The sequence below is a fragment of the Moheibacter stercoris genome (assembly GCF_040545805.1).
Lineage (GTDB): Bacteria > Bacteroidota > Bacteroidia > Flavobacteriales > Weeksellaceae > Moheibacter > Moheibacter stercoris.
Window position 1 is genome coordinate 96,883 of record NZ_JBEPMO010000007.1, and the last position, 20,352, is coordinate 117,234.

The 20,352-nt window shown below is 34.5% G+C and carries 19 protein-coding genes; 12 read left to right on the forward strand and 7 right to left on the reverse strand.

Annotated elements, in window-relative coordinates:
- Positions 1–13 precede the first annotated feature (13 nt).
- Positions 14–1,843, reverse strand: coding sequence for a DUF3857 domain-containing protein (locus ABID46_RS07635; protein ID WP_354508705.1), 1,830 nt, complete (start codon positions 1,841–1,843; stop codon positions 14–16).
- A 135-nt stretch (positions 1,844–1,978) separates the two neighbouring features.
- Here ABID46_RS07635 and tig point away from each other — a divergent pair, with 135 nt between their 5' ends.
- The 8 genes from tig to ABID46_RS07675 all read left to right on the forward strand — a co-directional run bounded on the left by tig (position 1,979) and on the right by ABID46_RS07675 (position 10,532).
- Positions 1,979–3,346, forward strand: a complete 1,368-nt coding sequence (gene tig / locus ABID46_RS07640) for a trigger factor (RefSeq protein WP_354508707.1) — start codon at positions 1,979–1,981, stop codon at positions 3,344–3,346.
- 83 nt (positions 3,347–3,429) lie between these two features.
- The gene (gene clpP / locus ABID46_RS07645; protein ID WP_354508709.1) at positions 3,430–4,092 is read left to right on the forward strand and encodes an ATP-dependent Clp endopeptidase proteolytic subunit ClpP; all 663 of its coding nucleotides are present in this window, start codon (positions 3,430–3,432) and stop codon (positions 4,090–4,092) included.
- Positions 4,093–4,102: 10 nt separating this feature from the next.
- The gene (locus tag ABID46_RS07650) at positions 4,103–4,696 is read left to right on the forward strand and encodes a hypothetical protein (RefSeq protein ID WP_354508711.1); all 594 of its coding nucleotides are present in this window, start codon (positions 4,103–4,105) and stop codon (positions 4,694–4,696) included.
- Complete coding sequence (locus tag ABID46_RS07655; RefSeq protein WP_354508713.1) at positions 4,693–5,523, forward strand: HTTM domain-containing protein; 831 nt, start codon at positions 4,693–4,695, stop codon at positions 5,521–5,523. Before ABID46_RS07650 ends, ABID46_RS07655 begins: the two co-directional genes overlap by 4 nt.
- Positions 5,524–5,564: 41 nt before the next feature.
- Positions 5,565–6,779, forward strand: coding sequence for an ATP-dependent Clp protease ATP-binding subunit ClpX (gene clpX / locus ABID46_RS07660; protein ID WP_354508715.1), 1,215 nt, complete (start codon positions 5,565–5,567; stop codon positions 6,777–6,779).
- Between the two features lie 114 nt (positions 6,780–6,893).
- A complete protein-coding gene (locus tag ABID46_RS07665) occupies positions 6,894–8,912 on the forward strand; it encodes a T9SS type A sorting domain-containing protein (protein ID WP_354508717.1) in 2,019 nt (672 codons plus the stop codon).
- A 27-nt stretch (positions 8,913–8,939) separates the two neighbouring features.
- Positions 8,940–9,152, forward strand: a complete 213-nt coding sequence (locus ABID46_RS07670; RefSeq protein WP_354508718.1) for a hypothetical protein — start codon at positions 8,940–8,942, stop codon at positions 9,150–9,152.
- 78 nt (positions 9,153–9,230) lie between these two features.
- Entirely contained in the window at positions 9,231–10,532 is a 1,302-nt protein-coding gene (locus ABID46_RS07675) for a thioredoxin-like domain-containing protein (protein ID WP_354508720.1), read from the forward strand.
- A 17-nt stretch (positions 10,533–10,549) separates the two neighbouring features.
- Here the strand turns inward: ABID46_RS07675 and ABID46_RS07680 are convergent, their stop codons facing one another.
- From ABID46_RS07680 to ABID46_RS07700, 5 genes are all read right to left on the reverse strand, one after another.
- Positions 10,550–11,764, reverse strand: coding sequence for a DUF58 domain-containing protein (locus ABID46_RS07680; RefSeq protein ID WP_354508722.1), 1,215 nt, complete (start codon positions 11,762–11,764; stop codon positions 10,550–10,552).
- A 113-nt stretch (positions 11,765–11,877) separates the two neighbouring features.
- Complete coding sequence (locus ABID46_RS07685) at positions 11,878–12,900, reverse strand: AAA family ATPase (RefSeq protein WP_354508783.1); 1,023 nt, start codon at positions 12,898–12,900, stop codon at positions 11,878–11,880.
- A 10-nt stretch (positions 12,901–12,910) separates the two neighbouring features.
- Positions 12,911–14,131 (reverse strand): DUF4350 family protein, encoded by a 1,221-nt coding sequence (locus ABID46_RS07690; RefSeq protein WP_354508724.1) that lies wholly within the window; start codon positions 14,129–14,131, stop codon positions 12,911–12,913.
- Complete coding sequence (locus tag ABID46_RS07695) at positions 14,128–14,931, reverse strand: hypothetical protein (RefSeq protein WP_354508726.1); 804 nt, start codon at positions 14,929–14,931, stop codon at positions 14,128–14,130. Before ABID46_RS07695 ends, ABID46_RS07690 begins: the two co-directional genes overlap by 4 nt.
- On the reverse strand, positions 14,918–15,928 hold the full coding sequence (locus ABID46_RS07700; RefSeq protein ID WP_354508728.1) for a stage II sporulation protein M: 1,011 nt from the start codon (positions 15,926–15,928) through the stop codon (positions 14,918–14,920). Before ABID46_RS07700 ends, ABID46_RS07695 begins: the two co-directional genes overlap by 14 nt.
- A 112-nt stretch (positions 15,929–16,040) precedes the next feature.
- Between ABID46_RS07700 and ABID46_RS07705 the strand changes: the two genes are divergently transcribed.
- The 4 genes from ABID46_RS07705 to ABID46_RS07720 all read left to right on the forward strand — a co-directional run bounded on the left by ABID46_RS07705 (position 16,041) and on the right by ABID46_RS07720 (position 20,079).
- A complete protein-coding gene (locus ABID46_RS07705) occupies positions 16,041–16,880 on the forward strand; it encodes an RDD family protein (protein ID WP_354508730.1) in 840 nt (279 codons plus the stop codon).
- A gap of 228 nt (positions 16,881–17,108) precedes the next feature.
- Positions 17,109–17,738, forward strand: coding sequence for an NUDIX hydrolase (locus ABID46_RS07710; protein WP_354508732.1), 630 nt, complete (start codon positions 17,109–17,111; stop codon positions 17,736–17,738).
- A gap of 33 nt (positions 17,739–17,771) precedes the next feature.
- Positions 17,772–18,587 carry a lysophospholipid acyltransferase family protein gene (locus ABID46_RS07715; protein WP_354508734.1) on the forward strand — a complete coding sequence of 272 codons (816 nt, stop codon included), beginning with the start codon at positions 17,772–17,774 and terminating at the stop codon, positions 18,585–18,587.
- Between the two features lie 145 nt (positions 18,588–18,732).
- The gene (locus ABID46_RS07720) at positions 18,733–20,079 is read left to right on the forward strand and encodes a UDP-N-acetylmuramate--L-alanine ligase (protein WP_354508736.1); all 1,347 of its coding nucleotides are present in this window, start codon (positions 18,733–18,735) and stop codon (positions 20,077–20,079) included.
- Here the strand turns inward: ABID46_RS07720 and ABID46_RS07725 are convergent.
- Positions 20,062–20,346 (reverse strand): hypothetical protein, encoded by a 285-nt coding sequence (locus tag ABID46_RS07725; protein WP_354508737.1) that lies wholly within the window; start codon positions 20,344–20,346, stop codon positions 20,062–20,064. The genes ABID46_RS07720 and ABID46_RS07725 overlap by 18 nt on opposite strands.
- Positions 20,347–20,352 lie beyond the last annotated feature (6 nt).

Below are 20,352 nucleotides of genomic sequence, written 5' to 3' on the forward strand. Positions count from 1 at the left end.
TTTTAGAATTCTCCTAGTTTGACTTTTTAAGGATAAGGCTATTCTGTAAATTCAATTTTACTTTTTGAAGGAATTCGGTGAATTCTTTGATTTCACTCGTATTGATATGAGATTTTCCTACTAAAAACTGCCAAGTAACGAGATAGTGATCATCCATTTTTTGGAGGTCTTGGCTATAAATTAGGCTAGAATCTAAACAACTTACTTGATAATTGAAGTTATCATTCATCAGTTGGTATCGATCAAAATGATTAATTTTAAGAACAAAGGTTTTGATAAATGGAAAATCAAATTCAATGGGAATATTTCGATTGTTTTCAATTTCAAATTTTTGAAAATCATCAACAAATGGATTGTCAAATTGAAAGATGTTTTTTAAATCATTTGTTTGAAAGATTTTTGATTTGCTAGTCCAGTTGTCCTTTGTTTGAGGTTCACTTTCATATTTTGTAGAAAATTCAGCATTCTTTTGAACAATTTCAGGAATACGAATTTCATCAAAGTATCCATTTGCTTTGGTAAGTGATTTCAATTGAACTTCTGATTTCATAAAATTCAATTCACTTACCGTTTCCATAACGGATAATTGCGGTTCTATGGCTAAAAATATATCGACAGAAGTATCAACTCGTATAAAGGAATTGTTGAAAAATCGGAGATTTGGAAAATCAATATTTTTAGGATCCATACTTGCTGCATCAATCAGTCTTTGTTTTTTCTGGTCCAAATCAACTACCAAAAATAGATTGCTCATTCGGGAAAAAACAGGGTATTCCAAAACCAATTTCCCTCTGCTTCTAAAACTTCCAATAACGTAATAGGAATTGATTTTTTTGTAAGCTAAAATTTCTTTGAGTAAAATATTGAAATCTGCTGAATGCGCAGGCTGATTCGATAATAAATTTAATTTTAAGTCCTTTGGAGTAACTGAATATCTTCCAGACCATTTGTAATTGTCTTGTAGATATTGAATGCAATTGATAAGGGTTTGCTCTTTGGTCTTTCCACTTGGAATTTTTGCAGCAATATTGGAAATGCTCAATTTGTATAGAGAAGTGTTGATGTCATTGATCAATACCTTTTTGAAATCAGACCATCTGGTAGAGGAATAATAAGTTCCATGAGTTGAAGTAGAAGAATCAAATTGAAGCATTAGTCGCTCTCGGAAATCTTCTACATTATGAACATGAGTGATGGTTTTAGTGCTTGGGATATTCGTCAATTCCCATACTTTTTGATTGGATTTGTTTCCATATTTTTTGTGCAAGCGATCCCCCATTAAAATGATCTTGTACTTAAAATTACTTGCATTTTGTAATCGTAAGGTAGACTTTAAGGTAGGATGATCGTTTTGAAATCTCCAAGGAGAACTATATAAATCTGCATTTGAAAGTATTTTTCGTCGATATTCCACAACGGAACCAACCCTAATATTGGGAAAGAGGATTTTTAGTTCTTCTGTATTTTCATCGATGCTATGAATAATCAGATCTGTTTTTTTTAAAGGATGAATTTGTACTTCGTTATTTTCAACATTCAAAACGTTCCCTTTCTCAAAGCTTACTTTATTATGGATGTTATTTTTTGGATAGGTCCATGATCGATTGATGAGATCCAAACCATTTGGCGTAAGAATTTTGATTTTGGAATATTCCAAAATTTCATATCCAAATCTTGTGATTTTAAGATCTCCAAATTCTTCTAAAATTACCAAGTCTGCATCGGTTTCAAAATCAACTGTTTTTAATTCAATTTCATTTTGTTTCAATTCGCCCCAATGTATTTTTTGAGCAAATGAAATGCTAAACCATATAAATAGGTAAACAGAATGTAAAGTTTTCATGAAAGATTAAGTGAATAAAAAGTAAATATAGATAAGATTGCTCTTCTTTTTCAATTTGTTAAGAAATTTTCGGTTCAAACTTTTCTATCACCAATTAATTTTATTCTACCTTTGCACACCAAAATTTTTTAGAAAATGAATATTACTCAAAACAGTATCGATAATTTAAATGCTGTACTTACCGTAACAATCGAAAAAGACGACTATAAAGAAAAAGTTGAAAAAGCCTTAAATAATTACCGTAAAAATGCTGCTATCAAAGGGTTTAGAAAAGGACAAGTTCCCATGAGCTTTGTGAAAAAACAATTTGAGAAAAGCATCATTTTCGATGAGGTAAACCAATTATTGCAAACTGGAATCAACGAATATATTCAAAAAGAAAAAATTTCCATTTTAGGAAATCCACTTCCAAAATTCAATGAAAATATGGATTGGGATGCAGACCAATTGGAATTTGAATTTGAATTGGGATTGGCTCCAGACTTCAAAGTTGACTTATCAAAAGTAAAAGCAGATACCTATAAAGTAAATGTAACCGACGAAGAAGTTCAAAAATATGTAGACAATTTCGCGAAGCGTTTTGGTTCCATGAAAACTTTGGAAAAAGTAGAAGAAGGAGCAAACGTGAAAGTAACGATGAAAGAATTGGATGCTGACAAAAAAGAAATAGAAGGAACAGAAAAAGACTTGTTCTTATTTGTTGACGAATTGTCAAAACCGAAAAAATTCATCGGGAAAAAAGTTGGTGATGTTGTGGTTGTAAAAGCAAAAGAAATCAATGAAGATGCAGTGACTTTGGAGCAAATCCTTTCTTGGGATGCAGGAAAAGTTGCTGGATTTGAGGGTCAATTGCAATTTGAAATCAAAGAAATCACTGCGATGGAAGCATCTCCAGTAGACCAGTCTTTGTTTGATAAAGTATATGGTGAAGGTTCTGTAGCTGACGAAGCTGAATTCCGTAACAAAATCAAAACGGAAGCAGAAAAAATGTACGACCGTGAGACGGACAAACAAATGATGAACGAAGTAGTTGAGGCTTTGATCAAAGATACCAAATTTGATTTGCCAACCGATTTCTTGAACAGATGGTTGCACCAAACCAATGATAAAGTAGAATCATTGGAACAAGCCGCAGAAGAGGTAAAGAAAATGGAAGATAGCTTACGTTACCAATTGATCGAAGCGAAAGTTGCCGAAACCTATGATTTGAAAGTTGAATTTGCAGATGTTGAAGAAGCAACGCGTAACATCATCAAAGAACAATTGGCTATGTACGGACAAGCAAACATTCCAGAAGAAGATTTAGAAAGAATCGTTCAAGGGTCTTTGCAAAATCAACAAGAATTCCAACGTTTGGCAGACCAAGTTTTTGCTACCAAAATGATGGAAACTTTCAAGTCAAATGTGAAATTGAATGAAAAATCTGTTACATTTGATGAATTCGTGAAGTTGATGGAAGAGAAACAAAAAGCTCATTCTCACGACCACGATCATAATCACTAATTAATTAAAGTGGACAAAAAGTCATACCTTTCGTTTTGCATGGTTTTTGACTTAAACACTTAGAATTAGAAAGAAAAATTAGTATGAATTACGGAGAAGAATTTAAAAAATACGCAACTGGACATCAAGGCATCAATAGCCTTCATGTGGATAGTTATGTTGAAAGTATGACTCCATATATTGTAGAGGAGCGTAAATTGAACGTAGCACAAATGGATGTTTTTTCTCGTTTGATGATGGATCGTATCATCTTTTTGGGTACGCCTATCAACGACGAAATTGCCAACATCATTCAGGCTCAGTTATTGTTCTTGGAAAGTGTAGACGCAAGCAAAGATATTCAGATCTATATCAATTCTCCAGGAGGTGGAGTTCACGCAGGTTTGGGTATTTACGATACCATGCAAATCATTAAACCAGACGTAGCAACTATTTGTACAGGTATGGCAGCTTCTATGGGAGCGGTTTTATTGTGTGCTGGAGCTGCGGGGAAACGTTCTGCTTTGAAACACTCTCGTGTGATGATTCACCAACCATTGGGTGGAGCACAAGGTCAAGCAACCGATATGGAAATTACCTTGAAGCAAATTTTGATGTTGAAAGATGAATTGTACAATATCATCGCAGAGCATTCAGGACAAACGGTTGAAAGAATTCAGAAAGACGGTGAAAGAGATTATTGGATGACTTCTTTGGAAGCGAAAGAATACGGAATGGTTGACGAGGTATTATTGCCTAAGAAATAATTTCGTTCATATGAAACCCAAAAGGTTACTTTTTGTACTGTTTATCCTTTACTGGATCGGCGTGTACGGAGTAGCCTTTTTTTATGATGGAATTTCCAAGTCTGTTTTCAAAGGAATCATTCCATCGGCCTACAAAATGTATGCGCCCGTAACCAATACGCATTACCATGTTCAATATGATTTCTACTTGACAGGACAAAAAGTGAAATCAGTTGAATTGTCAGAATACATTCATTCGGATGATTCCAAAGGGATTTTTCAAGACAAAACGAATTTTGCCAAAAGCAAAGTTTACGAGGGACCACTAAAAGTTTTAGATTTCGAATTTCAATCAGCTTTGTATAAAAAGCGTTACAAGAAGGATTCTTTGGATTTAAATGAACATTTGCTAAATCAGCCAAAAATTCAACGAATTGAAAAGAATTTACAGAATTTTGCGAAATTATATCTTGCAGAAAATTCAAATTTTAAATCTGATAGCGTTTCGATTTCTGTTAAAAGAGATCCGATGATTTTAAATTTCCAACCCGATTTCAAAAATGATTTTACCTACGAAATTGGAAAAGGAGTTTTTTTCAAAACCCACTTAAACTTTAACCAATGAAAGAGTTCTGGGTTGCTAATCGAACAATTTATCCAGCGATCTTTCGTGTGTTAATCGGATTATTGCTATTAACAGATTTGATTTTCACACTTCCTTCAGGCAGCTTTTTATTTGATTCAACCTATAACAATTTCATTCCAAATTCAGGAACTGTATCTGTTTTATCAGAAAATTGGAAAATCTTTTCTGGAGTATATGGATTGATTCTATTACTCTTCATTTTGGGAATAGGACGAACGATCATTTCCTTTTTGGTATTTCTATTTTATTGGTATTGGGTAGAAATGACAATGCCGCTTTTAACTTGGGGAGATACCATTTTAAAGTTTAGCTTGCTTTACTTCGTTTTGGTTAATTCCTTTCAATATCTATCGGTTCAAAAATCCAATTACCAAGGGGTAATTTCCAAATTGGGAATTTGGTCCATCATACTGCATTTATTTTTGGTATATATGAACAATGCCTATTTCAAAATGATGGATGGAGATTGGCAGGGTGGAAGAGCCTTGTTTTATAGTTTTTCTCAATACGCAGGATTTGAAACCAGTATTTTTAAACCAATATTATCCCATGCATTTATTTCAAAATACCTTGGCTATTTTGTCATTGTACAGCAATTGACATTTGTACCCTTGGTCATTTGGAAGAAAACAAGATTTTTAGCTATCGGTTTATCTATCATTATTCACTTTACGATGATGGTTCAGTTTGAATTGTGGAAATTTGAATTGATTGTTATACTTCTTTATGGTTTTTTATTGACCGATGAAGAATGGAGGAAAATTCTTCCTGCTGGAATGCTTAACAAATTCTTTTCTACCAAATAGTTGAAATTTCGTAGATTTGCAAACTCAAAAAATTGAAAAAATTGGAAGAAAATAAATGTTCATTTTGTGGTAGAGGAAAAAGTGAAGTTAATCTGCTTGTGGCAGGGATTGATGGGCATATTTGTGACCAATGTATTTCACAAGCATATGGGATTGTTCAGGAAGAAATTTCTTTCAAGAAAAATCAAAATTTAGTGAATCCATTGCCGTTAAAGTCACCGAAAGAGATAAAATCTTTTTTGGATGAATACATTATAGGACAAGATCACGCAAAAAAAATCATGTCGGTAGCAGTATTCAATCACTACAAAAGAATATTGAATCCGACCAGAGAAGAAGACGAAGTAGAAATTGACAAATCCAATGTTGTTTTGGTTGGAGAAACCGGAAGTGGGAAAACTTTGTTGGCGAAATCTATTGCTCGTATGTTGAATGTTCCTTTTGCGATTGTGGATGCTACGGTGTTGACCGAAGCAGGATATGTCGGAGAGGATGTTGAGAGTATTTTGACCAGATTGCTTCAAGATGCGAACTATGATGTTTCATTAGCCGAAAAAGGAATTGTTTTCATTGATGAAATCGATAAAATTGCACGAAAAAGCGATAATCCATCCATTACACGAGACGTATCGGGAGAAGGAGTTCAGCAAGCGATGTTGAAAATTTTGGAAGGAACAATTGTGAATGTTCCACCAAAAGGCGGAAGAAAACATCCTGATCAAAAATTCGTGGAAGTCAATACCAAAGATATATTGTTCATTGCAGGTGGTGCATTTTCTGGAATCGAAAGACATATTGCCAATCGTATGAATACCCATGTTATTGGTTTCAAAAATGAAGATGCTCCAAAAGATTCGCAAGATTTGTTGAAAGAGGTAAATGCAATGGATTTAAAAGCGTTTGGATTGATTCCAGAGTTGATCGGACGTTTGCCTGTTATTGCCAATTTAACGCCTCTTGATGATGTTGCAATGAAGAGAATTTTGACAGAGCCAAAAAATGCTTTGATCAAACAATATGAGAAATTGTTTGAATTGGATGGGGTGAATCTTCATGTGACCGATGAAGCATTGGATTTAATTGTGAAAAAGGCAGATGAACTTGGTTTGGGAGCAAGAGGATTAAGATCGGTTACGGAGGAGATTTTTACGGATTTGATGTACAGAATTGATGAATTACCCAAAGACTTATCCGTTACTCCTGAAATGATTAATCAGAATAGTTTTGATAAAGTTGTTGATAAAATCAATCCGTAGATTTTTCAACAAACTTGTTAGATACTAGAAAATTATATTATATTTGTACCGAATTTCGCTTTGTAGCAAATTCGTGAAAAATTTTAGTAAAACCCAACCTAAAATATATCGTAAATGAAAAATAGCTACTTATTTTTATCATTGTGCATTGGGGTGTTATCTTCAACTACCATTGCTCAAGACGCTTATGTAACTGGAAACCAAAAGGTTAAAGTTAATCCCAACACCTTAGTTTATTTTGGTGGAAACCTTACACTTAACAATGCGGTAACAGCAGTGAAAGTGGTAGAAAATGCTGGAAACATTAAAGTAAATGGAAATTTCGCTAATGCAGGTGATGCAACTGGTAAAAATTTCATTAGCACTTGGACTGCCGAAAAAAATTACGGACAAGTTATCATCAATGAAGCATCTACAGCCAATCATTTGGCTATGGAAAAAGGAAAAATCTCTCCTGCCTCTTTTGATTGGGGACAGTTTTCTATTCCGTATAGTTTTGCAACGGCAAATGATGCAATGAATGCTTTGTTCGGAACAAATTATGTTCAATCATCAAGATATTATTCTTCTATGATGACGTGGGATAATACAGATAAACCAGAATTTGATCATCTTGTATCTACTTCCCCTATGTCACCTGGTGATTACGTTATTTTGAATTTGAAATATTATAGCGGTGGTATCAGAACGTTAATGGAAGATACTTCTAGCAATAAATTATTATATCCAGGTACCCCTACTAATGGTTCATTTTCTAGAACTTTTCAAACTTCTGTATATCCTACAGGAAACTGGAATGATTGGAAAGAATTGAAAAATAGCCACAACGAGCGTTATAGAACTTATATTGATGATAAAATTCGTCAAAATGGAACCGCAGACGTTAACTACGGTAAATACCATTATCAGTTTGGAAACCCATATACGTCTAATTTAAATTTGGCGTTTATTGGAAGAGCAGATGGATATGATGATGGAAACCATATTACAAACTTAGCTGGTGTAGCTAAATTGAGTAAAGTTGTATGGACTCCATTGAGTGGAAATATTACTTCTGAATCCAATATGTTTATTGCGAAATATGACAACACAAATCATATGTGGTCAGGAAGCGCAGATGCGTTAATCGTTAAGCCTTTCGAACCATTTATCATTATTTTGGATGATGCAGCATCTGGTGATGCACGTGTAATCAATTTCAGTGATAAATTGAAGACTTTTGCAATGGCTCCTGGAGTAGTAGTTAATCCTGCACCAGTTGCACCAAGATTAGAAGATGATAACGCTATGGAAACAGCAGAAGGAGATGTAGCTGAAGATAGAGTTCATAACAACAATTCAATGGCTGCTTCATTCTCTACTAAAAAATACTTTTATCAAGCTGAGTTAATGTTGTACAATCAGGCTGATGAGTTTACTGGAAATAAAGCTTTCGTGGTTGCAACAAATATGGCAAAAAATGGAGTTCCAAATAAATTAGAATCTGAATACAGTGATTTCGCAGAGAGAACTGGTTTCTATTTAGCTCAAGAAAGAGCAAATGGTACGTTGGTTGACGCTTCTGATAGAAAGATGCATATCAACACAATCGCATTGAATTATACCAACAAGCCAATTCCATTCTTCTTTAATAGAAAAGCTGGAGATAATGAAACATATGTAGTAAAAGCAAACTTGTATTTCCATGATATCTTTTCAAAATTGACGGAATCAGATTTTAACTACCAAGATGGAAATTCATTCTTTTTCCATGATAGTGTAGAAGATGTTTTATTACCTATCACAACAGATTTCTCATATAACATCCAAGCTTCTGGAGAGAATTTGACAAACAGATATCAAGTTTATTGGAATGCTGTTCCAACTGCTGATAAAGAGCTTATTGCAGAGGAATTAATTGCAGAATCAACTATTATTTACAAAGATAAGGCTACTCATAAAGTACGTTTCAACCCAGAATGGTCATTAGCAAATACATTGAAAGTGTACGATTTGTCAGGTAGAAAAATTATGGAGTATTTCAATGTCAAAACTGATGCTGACTTTGAAATTAAATTGCCAACCAATGGAATTTATGTCGTGAAGATTGAATCTAATACTGGTGATGTTTATACCCAAAAAATTGTTAAATAATATAACCAATTCCTAAACATAAATTTGATGAAAACGAGATTATTATCCATATTACTACTTGTAGTACCTGTACTTAGTATTTTTGCCCAAGTTCCACCTCCACCAGATTATGGTGAAGATTCTGGAACACCTGGAGCTCAAGATACGCCAATCGATCAATATTTAATCATCTTGGTTTTGGCATTTGCCTTGATTGGTGCATATTATTTCTGGAATCAAAGAAAATTAGTTAAAAACTAAATAGTTTTAACGATCATACAATCTAAACCCTTTCTTTCGGAAGGGTTTTTTTTATATTTGATAAAAATTTAGAAATTCATGAAATATTTTTTTCTTACCATAGGTTTAACCTTCTCAAGTCTTGTTTTCTCTCAGTTTAAAATAACAGGAGAAATCAAGAATTATAACGAACAAGCAGTGATGGTCCGTTTGTTTAAAGGATCATCTGATAAGCTTATCAACAAAATTACGACAGATAAAGCCGGTAAATTTCAAGTTAGTATTCCAGAGAAATTTAGTGGAATTGTTCGTTTAACATTACCTGCAAATAACGCATTGGTTGATATTTTAACGGACAATGAAAATGTTCAATTTTCTTCTGAATTGAGTTCAAATGGTATCACCAATTTGGAGTTCAAAGAAGGAAAAAATGCCAAAGGGTTTCAAAATTATCAGAACTTTCAAGCTTTCAATGATATTAAAAACAGTGTTTTTCCGATGGTAAAACAGGTTTATAAAACTGATGATGAATTTTACAAAGCAGTTGTAAAGGAAGAAGAGAGAATCAAAACTTTAAACCCTAGTACTGATTTACCATTGTTGAAATATTTTGTAGAATTGAGCGATTTGTCCAATACTCAACCAGAAGGGAAACCTGCTGCACAAATGCATATGCACAAAATTTTGACTCGTTTTGTTAATGACAATGATTATTTGGAAGGAAGCGGCTTTATGTCCAAATTGGTTTTGGATTATTTGCGTAATTCTATTGTAGGTGCTCAAAGTCAGCAAGAGATTAATACGACTTTGGAAAAGGAAATTGATCTTCTATTAGAAAAAACTGATTTGGAGACATCTCGTGGACAAAACATTCTATCATCTATCTTTTTGGTTTTACCTGCGGAGCAGTTTTCTGGATTGTTGGAAAAGTATTATTCTAAAGCTTCTGCATTAACTTGTGAAATTACAGATGAATTGAAAACCTCTTTGAATGCACATAACAATGTTGCTCCTGGTAAAGTCGTTCCAAATTTGGTTTTCAAAACTCCAATAAAAGGAATTAAATCGTTGCATGACATCAAAGCCGACAAAAAATTGGTCATCTTTTGGGCTTCATGGTGTCCAGCATGTAATGATGAAATGCCATTTGTAAAAGAATATTATCGCAACTTTAAACAAGAAGGAGGTGAGATATTAAGTATTTCCTTAGATATCGACAAAGCAGCATTTGAATCAGCTACCAAAGATTTTGAATGGCTGAATTATACCGAATTATTGCAATGGGATACAACGGGAGTTGCTGAGTTTGGCGTTACTTCTACACCTACCATTTTCTTATTGGACAAAGACAATAAACTAATTAAAAGAGGTTCTCATATTTCCGAATTCGTGGAATTATAATCCTTTAATCAAAGAATTTAAATCATGCCTCGGGATTTTATCTCGAGGTATTTGTTTATAGAATTTACCGTTAAATCTTCGGGTTTGCTTAAAATGGTTTGTATTCCATATTTGGTTAATTCCAATACAATTTGCTGTTTCTCATAAATAAACTTCTCAACCAATGCTTCTTCATATTCATCCTGTTGTTGCGTTGGCTTATGTAAGAAATCTTCCAACTCCGTATTTCGGAAAAATACTACCACCAATAAATGATTTTTATTGATACCTAACAAATAGGGTAATTGGCGATGGAGAGAATCCATGCTTTCAAAATTGGTGTACAACAATAGGAGACTTCTTTGGGTGATTTTATGTTTGATGGAATTGTATAATTTACCAAAATCACTTTCCATAAAATTACTTTGAAGAGCATAAAGGGATTCCGATATTTTTTGCAATTGATTGGTTCTTCTTTCTGCCTTGACGAAGTTTTCTATGCGATTGGAAAAACTAAAAATACCTGCTCTATCTTGATTTTGTAAGACGATATTGCTAAATATAAGTGAAGAGTTGATGGCGTGATCCAAAAGCGTCATTTCATGAAAGGGCATTTTCATAATTCGTCCCTTGTCAATAACACAATAAACTTGTTGTGATTTTTCATCGACGTATTGATTAACCATCAATTTCTGATGTTTAGCTGTTGCTTTCCAATTTAAGGTTCGGATGTCATCGCCCATAACATAGTTTTTGATTTGCTCAAATTCCATACTATGTCCGATTCGTCTAATTTTCTTTTGACCTATTTCATTGATATGCGCTTTGAAATTTTTCAAACTAAAATGATTCAAACGTAAAAATGATGGATATACTTTGATGGTTTTTTGGGTTTCAAGTGTTATTTTTCGTTGAAGAAATTGAATGGGTGAACTCACAAAAATTTGAGTTGTTCCAAATTCATAGACACCTCTTTCGTGCGGAGTCAAGGTATAATCATGTTCCTTTTGTGATTTCGCTGAAAGCACACCTTTTATCTTAAAATCAAATTCTTGAAATTGGATAGGAATTTCATCCAGTATTTCATATTTGATTCGAAAAGGGAAATGATTTTTGAATTGAATGCGAACTTTATTTTTGTCGGAATTGGATAGTTTATCTTGAACCATTCGTTGTCCACTAACTCCAATTCGATGGGAAAAAAGTAAAATATAGTCAACAAGGAAAACCAAAAACACTGCGAATAGAAGCAATTTGGATAAGTCTAAAAATAGGGGGAAATAGAAACCTAGACAGAAGCCAAATATGACGACTGCAAAAGCATAGAAAAAGGGTTTATTCAAAAATATTTGCTTCCAAAAATTCATTAGCGAGGAATTTCAATTCGTTCAATGATTTGCTGAATGATTTGGTCTGCAGTTGTTCCTTCCATTTCCTTTTCTGGTGAAACCACAATTCTATGTTTCAAGGCTGGAATCGCGACAAATTTGATGTCTTCTGGTATCACGAAATCTCTTCCTCGAATAGCCGCCAAGGCTTTGGCTGCATTCAAAATGGAAATCGAAGCTCGCGGAGATGCTCCTAAAAATAGAAATGGATTATTTCGAGTGGCATGTACGATCTGTGCAATGTAATGGACGAGTTTATTCTCTACCAAAACACCTTGTATGATTTCTTGAAATTCTGCGATTTCGTTTGCTTTGAAGATCGGTTGAATCAAATCCGACGGATCTTGATTTTTACGCGAATTATTTCCATCTATGATTTTCACTTCATCTTCCAAAGAAGGATAGCCAACTTCTATTTTGAATAAAAATCGATCCAATTGTGCTTCGGGTAATCGGTAGGTCCCTTCTTGCTCAACGGGATTTTGAGTGGCAAACACCAAAAATGGCAAATCCATTTCGTATTGGGTTCCATCCATGGTGATTTGACGTTCCGCCATTACCTCAAACAAAGCCGCTTGAGTTTTAGCTGGTGCACGATTGATTTCATCAATTAAGATAATATTGGAAAAAACAGGTCCTTTTTTGAATGTGAAATCGTTGGATTTCATATCAAATACCGAAGTTCCCAAAATATCTGACGGCATTAAATCGGGTGTGAATTGAATTCGACTAAATCCAACATCCATGGTTTTGGCCAGCAATTTTGCGGTGATGGTTTTCGCAACTCCCGGCACACCTTCAATCAAAGCATGGCCATTGGAGAAGATGCTGACAATCAATAATTCAATGAAATCTTCTTGCCCTATGATGACTTTGCCTAGTTGTTGACGAATTTCCAAAACACCATTACGTATTTTGGATAAATCAATTCGATTTTGAAATTCCAAATTAGATTCTGTTGATTGTGTTTCTTCATTGGGTTGCGCATTGCTTTGCGGCATATAGGAAGAATTAGGATCTTGTGTTGGATCTTGCATATGCTTGGGATTTTTGATTAAATAATTGGATAAGCGATTGTATTCTAACGAAATCTTCTCGGTCTAAATAGGATTTCGCTTTAAATAATTCTATTGTTGTGACAATTATTTGGCAGGTGTAGATGTCAACACCTGATTTTAAACTCAATAGTTCAGCATAATCTTTTTCTGTATCTTTTGAGGTAATATGATATTTCTGTCTAATTTGTTCTAAAAAATAATTGATTTTGTATCGAACCATTGCCGTATGGTCGGGGTTGCCACGATACAATTCTGAAAGTGTTTTGGCAAATTCAAGTGTATAATTTGAATAGGGCAAAATGATTGGAACTGCTCTTTGTCTTCTTTTTGAATTGAAAGCTAAATAAAGAATTCCCAATAAAAGAAGCAAGAAAAACGCCCATCTAAGCGATTCATGTTTCATAATGAAACTTAAACCATTGAAAAATCCACCATCATTTTTCTCGCCTGCTCTTCGTTGGTTCATTCGGTGATTGTCCCAATATATATCGGCATCTTCCAAAAAAGAAAAGGTGTTGAGGACATATTGGTTGTGATTTTTACGCAAAACATGATAATTGGTAAAAAGGCTAGGAGTGGTGCTGATTAAAAAGTATCCATTCCCATGATAGACCTTGACCAGATTGGGTTCCTTTTGACCATTATAAGTCAGATAGCCCAGAATATCTGTTGTTTCGGGATTATAATTCGAAATGTACTCAGTATTGAAAACCTTTTCGGCCACAAAAGATTTTTCGGTAGTTCCTGCTTGTAGGCTTAATGAAATAGCCTGTTCATCCTTAACTTTTGTAAAAGAATCGATACTTATCCCTAAATCATTTAAAAGTACCGTATTGCCTTGACCGATTGCAATAAATGCAGAACCTCCTTCATAAACAAAATTAGAAATTAAACTCCATGTACTTATCGTATGTATGTCGATTTCATTGATGTACATATAATGCGCATAAGAGTAGTAAGCATCGGTTTCATCGAAAAATTCATGGGTGTTTACGCCGATGTTTTGAATTTTGGAATCTGGAAATATTTTGGGTAATTCCTTTCTCAAAACTTCCGTACCATACGGTATGGTGTGTGTGGAATCATAGGTAGGCGTCCAATTAACGGGATCATCGACACAACTGGTGGACAGAAGTGAAATCAAAATTCCTATGTAATAGAACCAATTTCTCATGCTATTTTTTGAATGGTTCGTTGAAAAATACGTTCGGCAAGTCCAAATTGCCTTTCATTCAGTTCGAAATTTCCATACCACACATAATCATACAAATAGGTGGTTTGAGAATAATCTTCTCGAATTGGATTTTGTCCCAATTCGACTAAATAATCATAATCAGTTTTCTCTTTATTGTATTGAATCAATCGTTTGTCTGCCAATTTTTGTAAAACCCATAAATAATAATAACGGATGGCTTTGCGATATTCCTGATTGTTTTTCGCTTTTTGAATCAATTGTTCAAAATTATGATGGGAAATTTCCTCTTCATTTTCCAATTGTTCTTCATCGGAATTATTAATTTTAATCCGATTTTTTTCATTTCCAAATCGAAATCCGCCTGCGTTTTTGAGAATATAATACACGACCAACAAAACAATAACGGAAAGAATGAAATACATCAAGAACTTAAAAATCCCTGTTGGAAAATTGAAAGAAGGCGGATTAAAGACTTTTTCTTTTTGTTTGACCACACGATCGTAGTCATATTTTTTGCCTTTGTAATCGTTTTTAAATTTCGAATCTAAGTTTCGTTGTTCATAAAATATGGCTCCTCTTTCCTCTCTTGAGGGAGTTGTGATGATGGTATTTTCTGAAACTTCATCATAGTCATCATTATAGTCATCGGTTTCGTAATATTCGATTGTTTCATCCTCATCGTTTTCAATGGAAATTGATTCAATCGCTGGTGGATTTTGTGAAAACACCAAAATTGATAAACAAAAGAAGAAGTATGTCAGATAGTTACACTTTCTCATTTCCGACTTCTTTTAATAGATGATGATAATCAAAATGGTTTCGTTTGAAAACAAAATGCGGATAAATTAAATAGTACCAAAAAATAAATCCAAAAGTTCCCAAAACAATTATTGCAGCAATTGGAATGGGCATTTCGTTGGCATATTGGGTTAAATATCCTTCAATTAAAGCAGCAGAGATTGTAAAAGGAATCGTACTGATCACAATTTTCAAAGCCGCTTTTCCTTTTTGGAAAAAAGCTTGTCTTCGGGTTAAAATACCTGGAAATAAATAGCTAGTTCCCATTAATACGCCTGCACCAATTTCAATACACATCGCAAAAATTTCCATGGCGCCATGCATCCAAATCGTACGAAGCGATAAAAAAAAGTGCCCTTTTTCAAAGAACATATATTGGAAACTTCCCACCATAATGCCATTGACCAACATAAAATACAAGGATCCAATTCCTCCAAAAATTCCATAAATGAAAGCCATCATTCCAACTCGAAGATTGTTCAAAGCAATCATGAAAAAGCTATTGAAATCTCCAAAACTCGTTGCATTGTTGTAAACTGCCAATGGATCGCCATTGGCAATATTGTCTTCGGTCATGTTTACATAGTCATCACCCAAAAAAGATCGTACGAATTCGGGTTCATAAATGGAAGAAAAAACTCCTATGATGACCATCAGAAAAAACACAGCAAAAGAAAAATAGAAATATTTGCGGTAAAGGAACATAATCATGGGAACTTCATAGGACCAAAAACTTTTGAAGCCATTGCCCGATTTTGATTTTCCGTAGATTTTATGATAAGCAGTAGCGGCTATTGCATTGAGATATTTTATGACATTGCTTTTTGGGTAATAGGTTTGCGCATACGCCAAATCATTGTTGATTTGGATAAATAACTCAGCCAAGCGTTCAGGTTTGTTGTTAGAAGAATTGTACAATAATTTTTCAAATTCTAACCACCTTTCCTTGTTTTGTTTAATAAAAGCAGCTTCTCTCAAAGCAATAATATTAGGTTTTTGTTTTCTTGATTTCGAAAGTATAAAATTTGCGTGGATAAATTCATGGTTTTAAAAATTCTTTCTTAATCTTTGTGAACAGTTTAAACCTTTTATGCAATTTGTTTCGATCAAAACTCCGCTCAATGTAAATGTCAACATCCCACATGCAGGGATTGGATGGCGTATTTTGGCGTTTTTACTCGACTTGTTTTTTATTTATGTCTACATAATTGCGATGACATATTTTTTTGTCAATATTCTGGGAATGACCTCAAGTATTCTCCATACAGATGATCAAACCCGATATGATATCAACGTTTTTATCGAGTTTTTGTACATCATCTTACTCTTTCCCGCTCTTTTTTATTCGCTTTGGACCGAAATGCTTTTCAGAGGGCAAACGTTTGGGAAAATGATTTGCCGAATTAGAGTTGTGAAATTGGATGGATATAAAGCTGGTTTTCCTGAGTATTTCACGAGATGGATTTTCCGATTCATTGATTTCTGGACTGGTTCCTTTTTGATTCTTTTTCTCATTCCCATTTTTGGGCAAGAAATTGGCGCTGGAATTTCTGCCATGTTTTTGACTGTATCTGGTATCGTTGCGGTATTTTTTATTTCAAAAACGAAAAATTCGCAACGTTTGGGCGATATAGTGGCGGGAACAACTGTTTTAAAACTGAAAGAAAAACATTCCATCAACATCACCATTTTGGAAGATTTAAAAGAAGATTATGTGCCAACTTATCCGCAAGTGATCCGATTGTCTGACAATGATGCGCGAATTATAAAAGATACCTTTGTTGCTGCTACCAAAAGAAAGGATTTCGTCACGGTTAAAAAACTTAGAAGGAAATTGGAAGAAGTAATGGAAATAGAATCCAATCTATCTGATTATGAGTTTATCAATATTGTGATGAAGGATTTTAACTACTATACACAAAACCAATAGCATTGTAAGGATTTTAAATGCAAAAGGGATAGCAGTGGCATCCTTTTTTTGGGAAGGTGAATGAAATGGAACCTGATCCAAAAAAGATAGAACGGATAGCCCGGTCTCGTTGGCTAGAATTGAATTTTAATTTTCTGAGTTTTTTTCCAACGAGATTTGCCCAAATCTTTAGAAGATAAATTGGAGTTTTGGTTGTAAGATGGTTAAATTTGAAGAAAATTTACCAAATTGTACTTAGAGGAATTACGAGAAAAGCTAGAAAATTTTGACAGAGAATTGCCTGGATTGGAAGCTCAATTGAGGCTTTCGCCACCTTATCGACAAGCCTATGATTTGGAGGAAGTGAAAAAGACCAATCCTCGAATTGCCGCTGTATTGATCGTTTTGTATGAAAATGATGAAGGTGACATAGAATTTCCTGTGATTTTGCGCCATACTTATGAAGGTGTTCATTCCAATCAATATTCGCTTCCAGGCGGTTCTTTTGAGCCAGAGGACATCGATTTGGCGTATACTGCCTTGCGCGAAACGGTTGAAGAATTGGGGGTAGATGAAGATAATTTGGAAATTATTGCTCAATTGACCGAATTGTACATTCCACCGAGCAATTTTTTGGTTTATCCGTACATTGCCATTCATCATGGATCTCCTGAATTCATGCCCGATGAAATGGAAGTTGCTGAAATTGTTCCGATTAACTTGGAAGCTTTTATGGCAGCAAGTCCTATGACATTTGAGCGAGATTTTTCTGGAAATATCGTCGATATTCCTGCGTATGAGTTGGGTGAGAATGAATTCATATGGGGAGCAACAGCAATGATCTTAAGCGAATTCGGAACATTAATAGAAAAACTGTAACTTTGCAAGTTCCAATTAAGGGTAAAATTAAAAATGGCAAAGCAAAAAGCGGTTAAGAAAAATGTATACAGAGATGCTTTTGGACATCTGTATTTTCTCAAAAGATCATTGATTTTTCTTTTTGGAGGTTTCACCTATAATCGATACAATGGGTATAACAAATTAAAAGTTTCGGGTACGGAACATTTGGTGAATTTACCCAATACCAATGTGTTGTTTGTTTCCAATCACCAAACCTATTTTGCAGACGTATTTGCAATGTATCACGTTTTTTGTAGTGTGAAAAATGGGTTCATTGACACCATTAAAAATCCGGTTTATTTGTTAAATCCGAAAACAGATTTCTACTACATTGCAGCCGAAGAAACCATGAAAAATAATTTTTTAACGAAATTATTTGCCTATACGGGTGCTATCATGGTGAAGCGAACTTGGAGAGAGGCAGGGAAAAATATCAATCGAAAAGTTGATATTTCGGAAATTTCCAATATTGAAAAAGCCTTGCAAAATGGTTGGGTGGTTACATTTCCACAAGGAACTACCACGGCTTTTGCACCAGGTAGAAGAGGGACAGCTTTGTTGGTGAAGAAAACCAAACCAATTGTCGTTCCGGTTGTGATCGATGGATTCCGTCGTGCGTTTGATAAAAAAGGGTTGAAATTGAAAAAAATGGGCGTGAAAGCTACCATGAAATTCAAAGAACCTTTGGTTTTTGATTACGAAAACGAAGACAATGACGCCATCATGAAAAAAATTATGGATGCTATTGAGCAATCACCCGAATTTTTACGTGTCAAACCCATTGAGGAGATTTTGCAAGATCGTCAACCTCAAGATTTCTTTAGCTAAATAAGTTCCTAGTTTTGGATCAAGGTTGTTCTTGGTTTATTTTTTAATATTTTGATTTTTTCGAGGTAAATTTTTCCAAGAATTCTCCTAGGAATTTTTTCTTTTAATAGAACTTCGAATTATATTTATCCCCTAATTCGAGGACATGAAAAAAGTTCATTTTATTGCGATAGGAGGGAGTGCTATGCATAATTTAGCCATAGCTTTACATGAAAAAGGATATCAGGTTAGCGGTTCTGACGATGCTATTTTTGAACCTTCATCGACTCGACTTCAACAAAGAGGATTGTTACCAGAGCAGATGGGATGGTTTCCAGAGAAAATTACATCTGATTTGGATGCTGTTATTTTGGGAATGCATGCACATGCTGACAACCCTGAAATGTTACGAGCGCAGGAATTGGGCTTAAAAATTTATTCGTATCCAGAATACCTTTACGAACAATCCAAAGATAAAACACGTGTAGTCATTGCGGGTTCACACGGGAAAACTTCTATTACTTCCATGATTTTACATGTTTTACATTATCATGAAAAGGAAGTTGATTATATGGTAGGCGCACAATTGGACGGATTTGACGTCATGGTGAAATTGACCGAAGAAAATGATTTTATGGTCATGGAAGGTGACGAATATTTATCCTCCACACTAGATAGACGTCCGAAAATTTTGTTGTATCAGCCGAATATTGCCTTAATCAGCGGAATTGCTTGGGATCATATCAACGTTTTCCCAACCTTTGAGAATTATGTTCATCAGTTTGAATTATTCATCGATAGCATCACGCCTGGAGGCGCTTTGATATACAATCAAGATGATCCAGAAGTGGTCAAATTGGTGGAGAAAACCGAAAAACCACTGAAGAAATTTCCTTATTCGACTCCAGATTTCACGATTGAAGATGGAATTAGCTATTTACAAACCGAAGAAGGTCCGATTCCTTTGGAAGTATTTGGGAAACATAATTTAAGCAATTTAGAAGGAGCAAGGTTAATTTGCAATCAGTTGGGTGTGATGGACGAGGATTTCTATGAAGCGATTCAAAGTTTTAAAGGAGCTTCCAAACGATTGGAATTGGTCAATCGAACGGCGGAATATGTTGCGTACAAGGATTTTGCGCATGCACCAAGTAAGGTAATTTCTACTACCAATGCTGTCAAAGAACAATTTGATCAAAAACAATTGGTTGCTTGTTTGGAATTGCACACCTATAGTAGTTTGAATCCTGAATTTTTAGGAGAATATAAGGGTGCTTTGTCCAAAGCAGATGAGAAAATCGTGTATTATAATCCCGAAGCTTTAGCGATCAAACGTATGGCTCCTATTTCGCCTGAAGATATCCGAAATGCCTTTGGAGATGAAACAATCCAAGTTTTCACATCTTCTTCTGATTTGAAAAATCATTTGGATTCAATGGATAAATCGGGGAAAGTTTTCTTGATGATGAGTTCGGCTAATTTTGGTGGGATTGATTTAAAAGAAGTTTTTTAAATACTTCGAATTGAGGCCATAAATAATCATTCCGCTTAGGACCAAAAGGATATGGATCTGATTGATGGGCACTCCATTTGGATCACCTGGTTGACCTTGATCTGTACCAAAATCGGGTTCTTCGTAGAATCCCAATTCCATTTCTTGAAAAAACTCAATATCATTTGTCGATTCAAAAAAGGATGTCGATTCGTCTGAATATTCTTCAAAAAATTGAGCGGAACAAAAGACCGAACAAACTAGTAAAACTGACCCAATTGCTTTCATATCTTC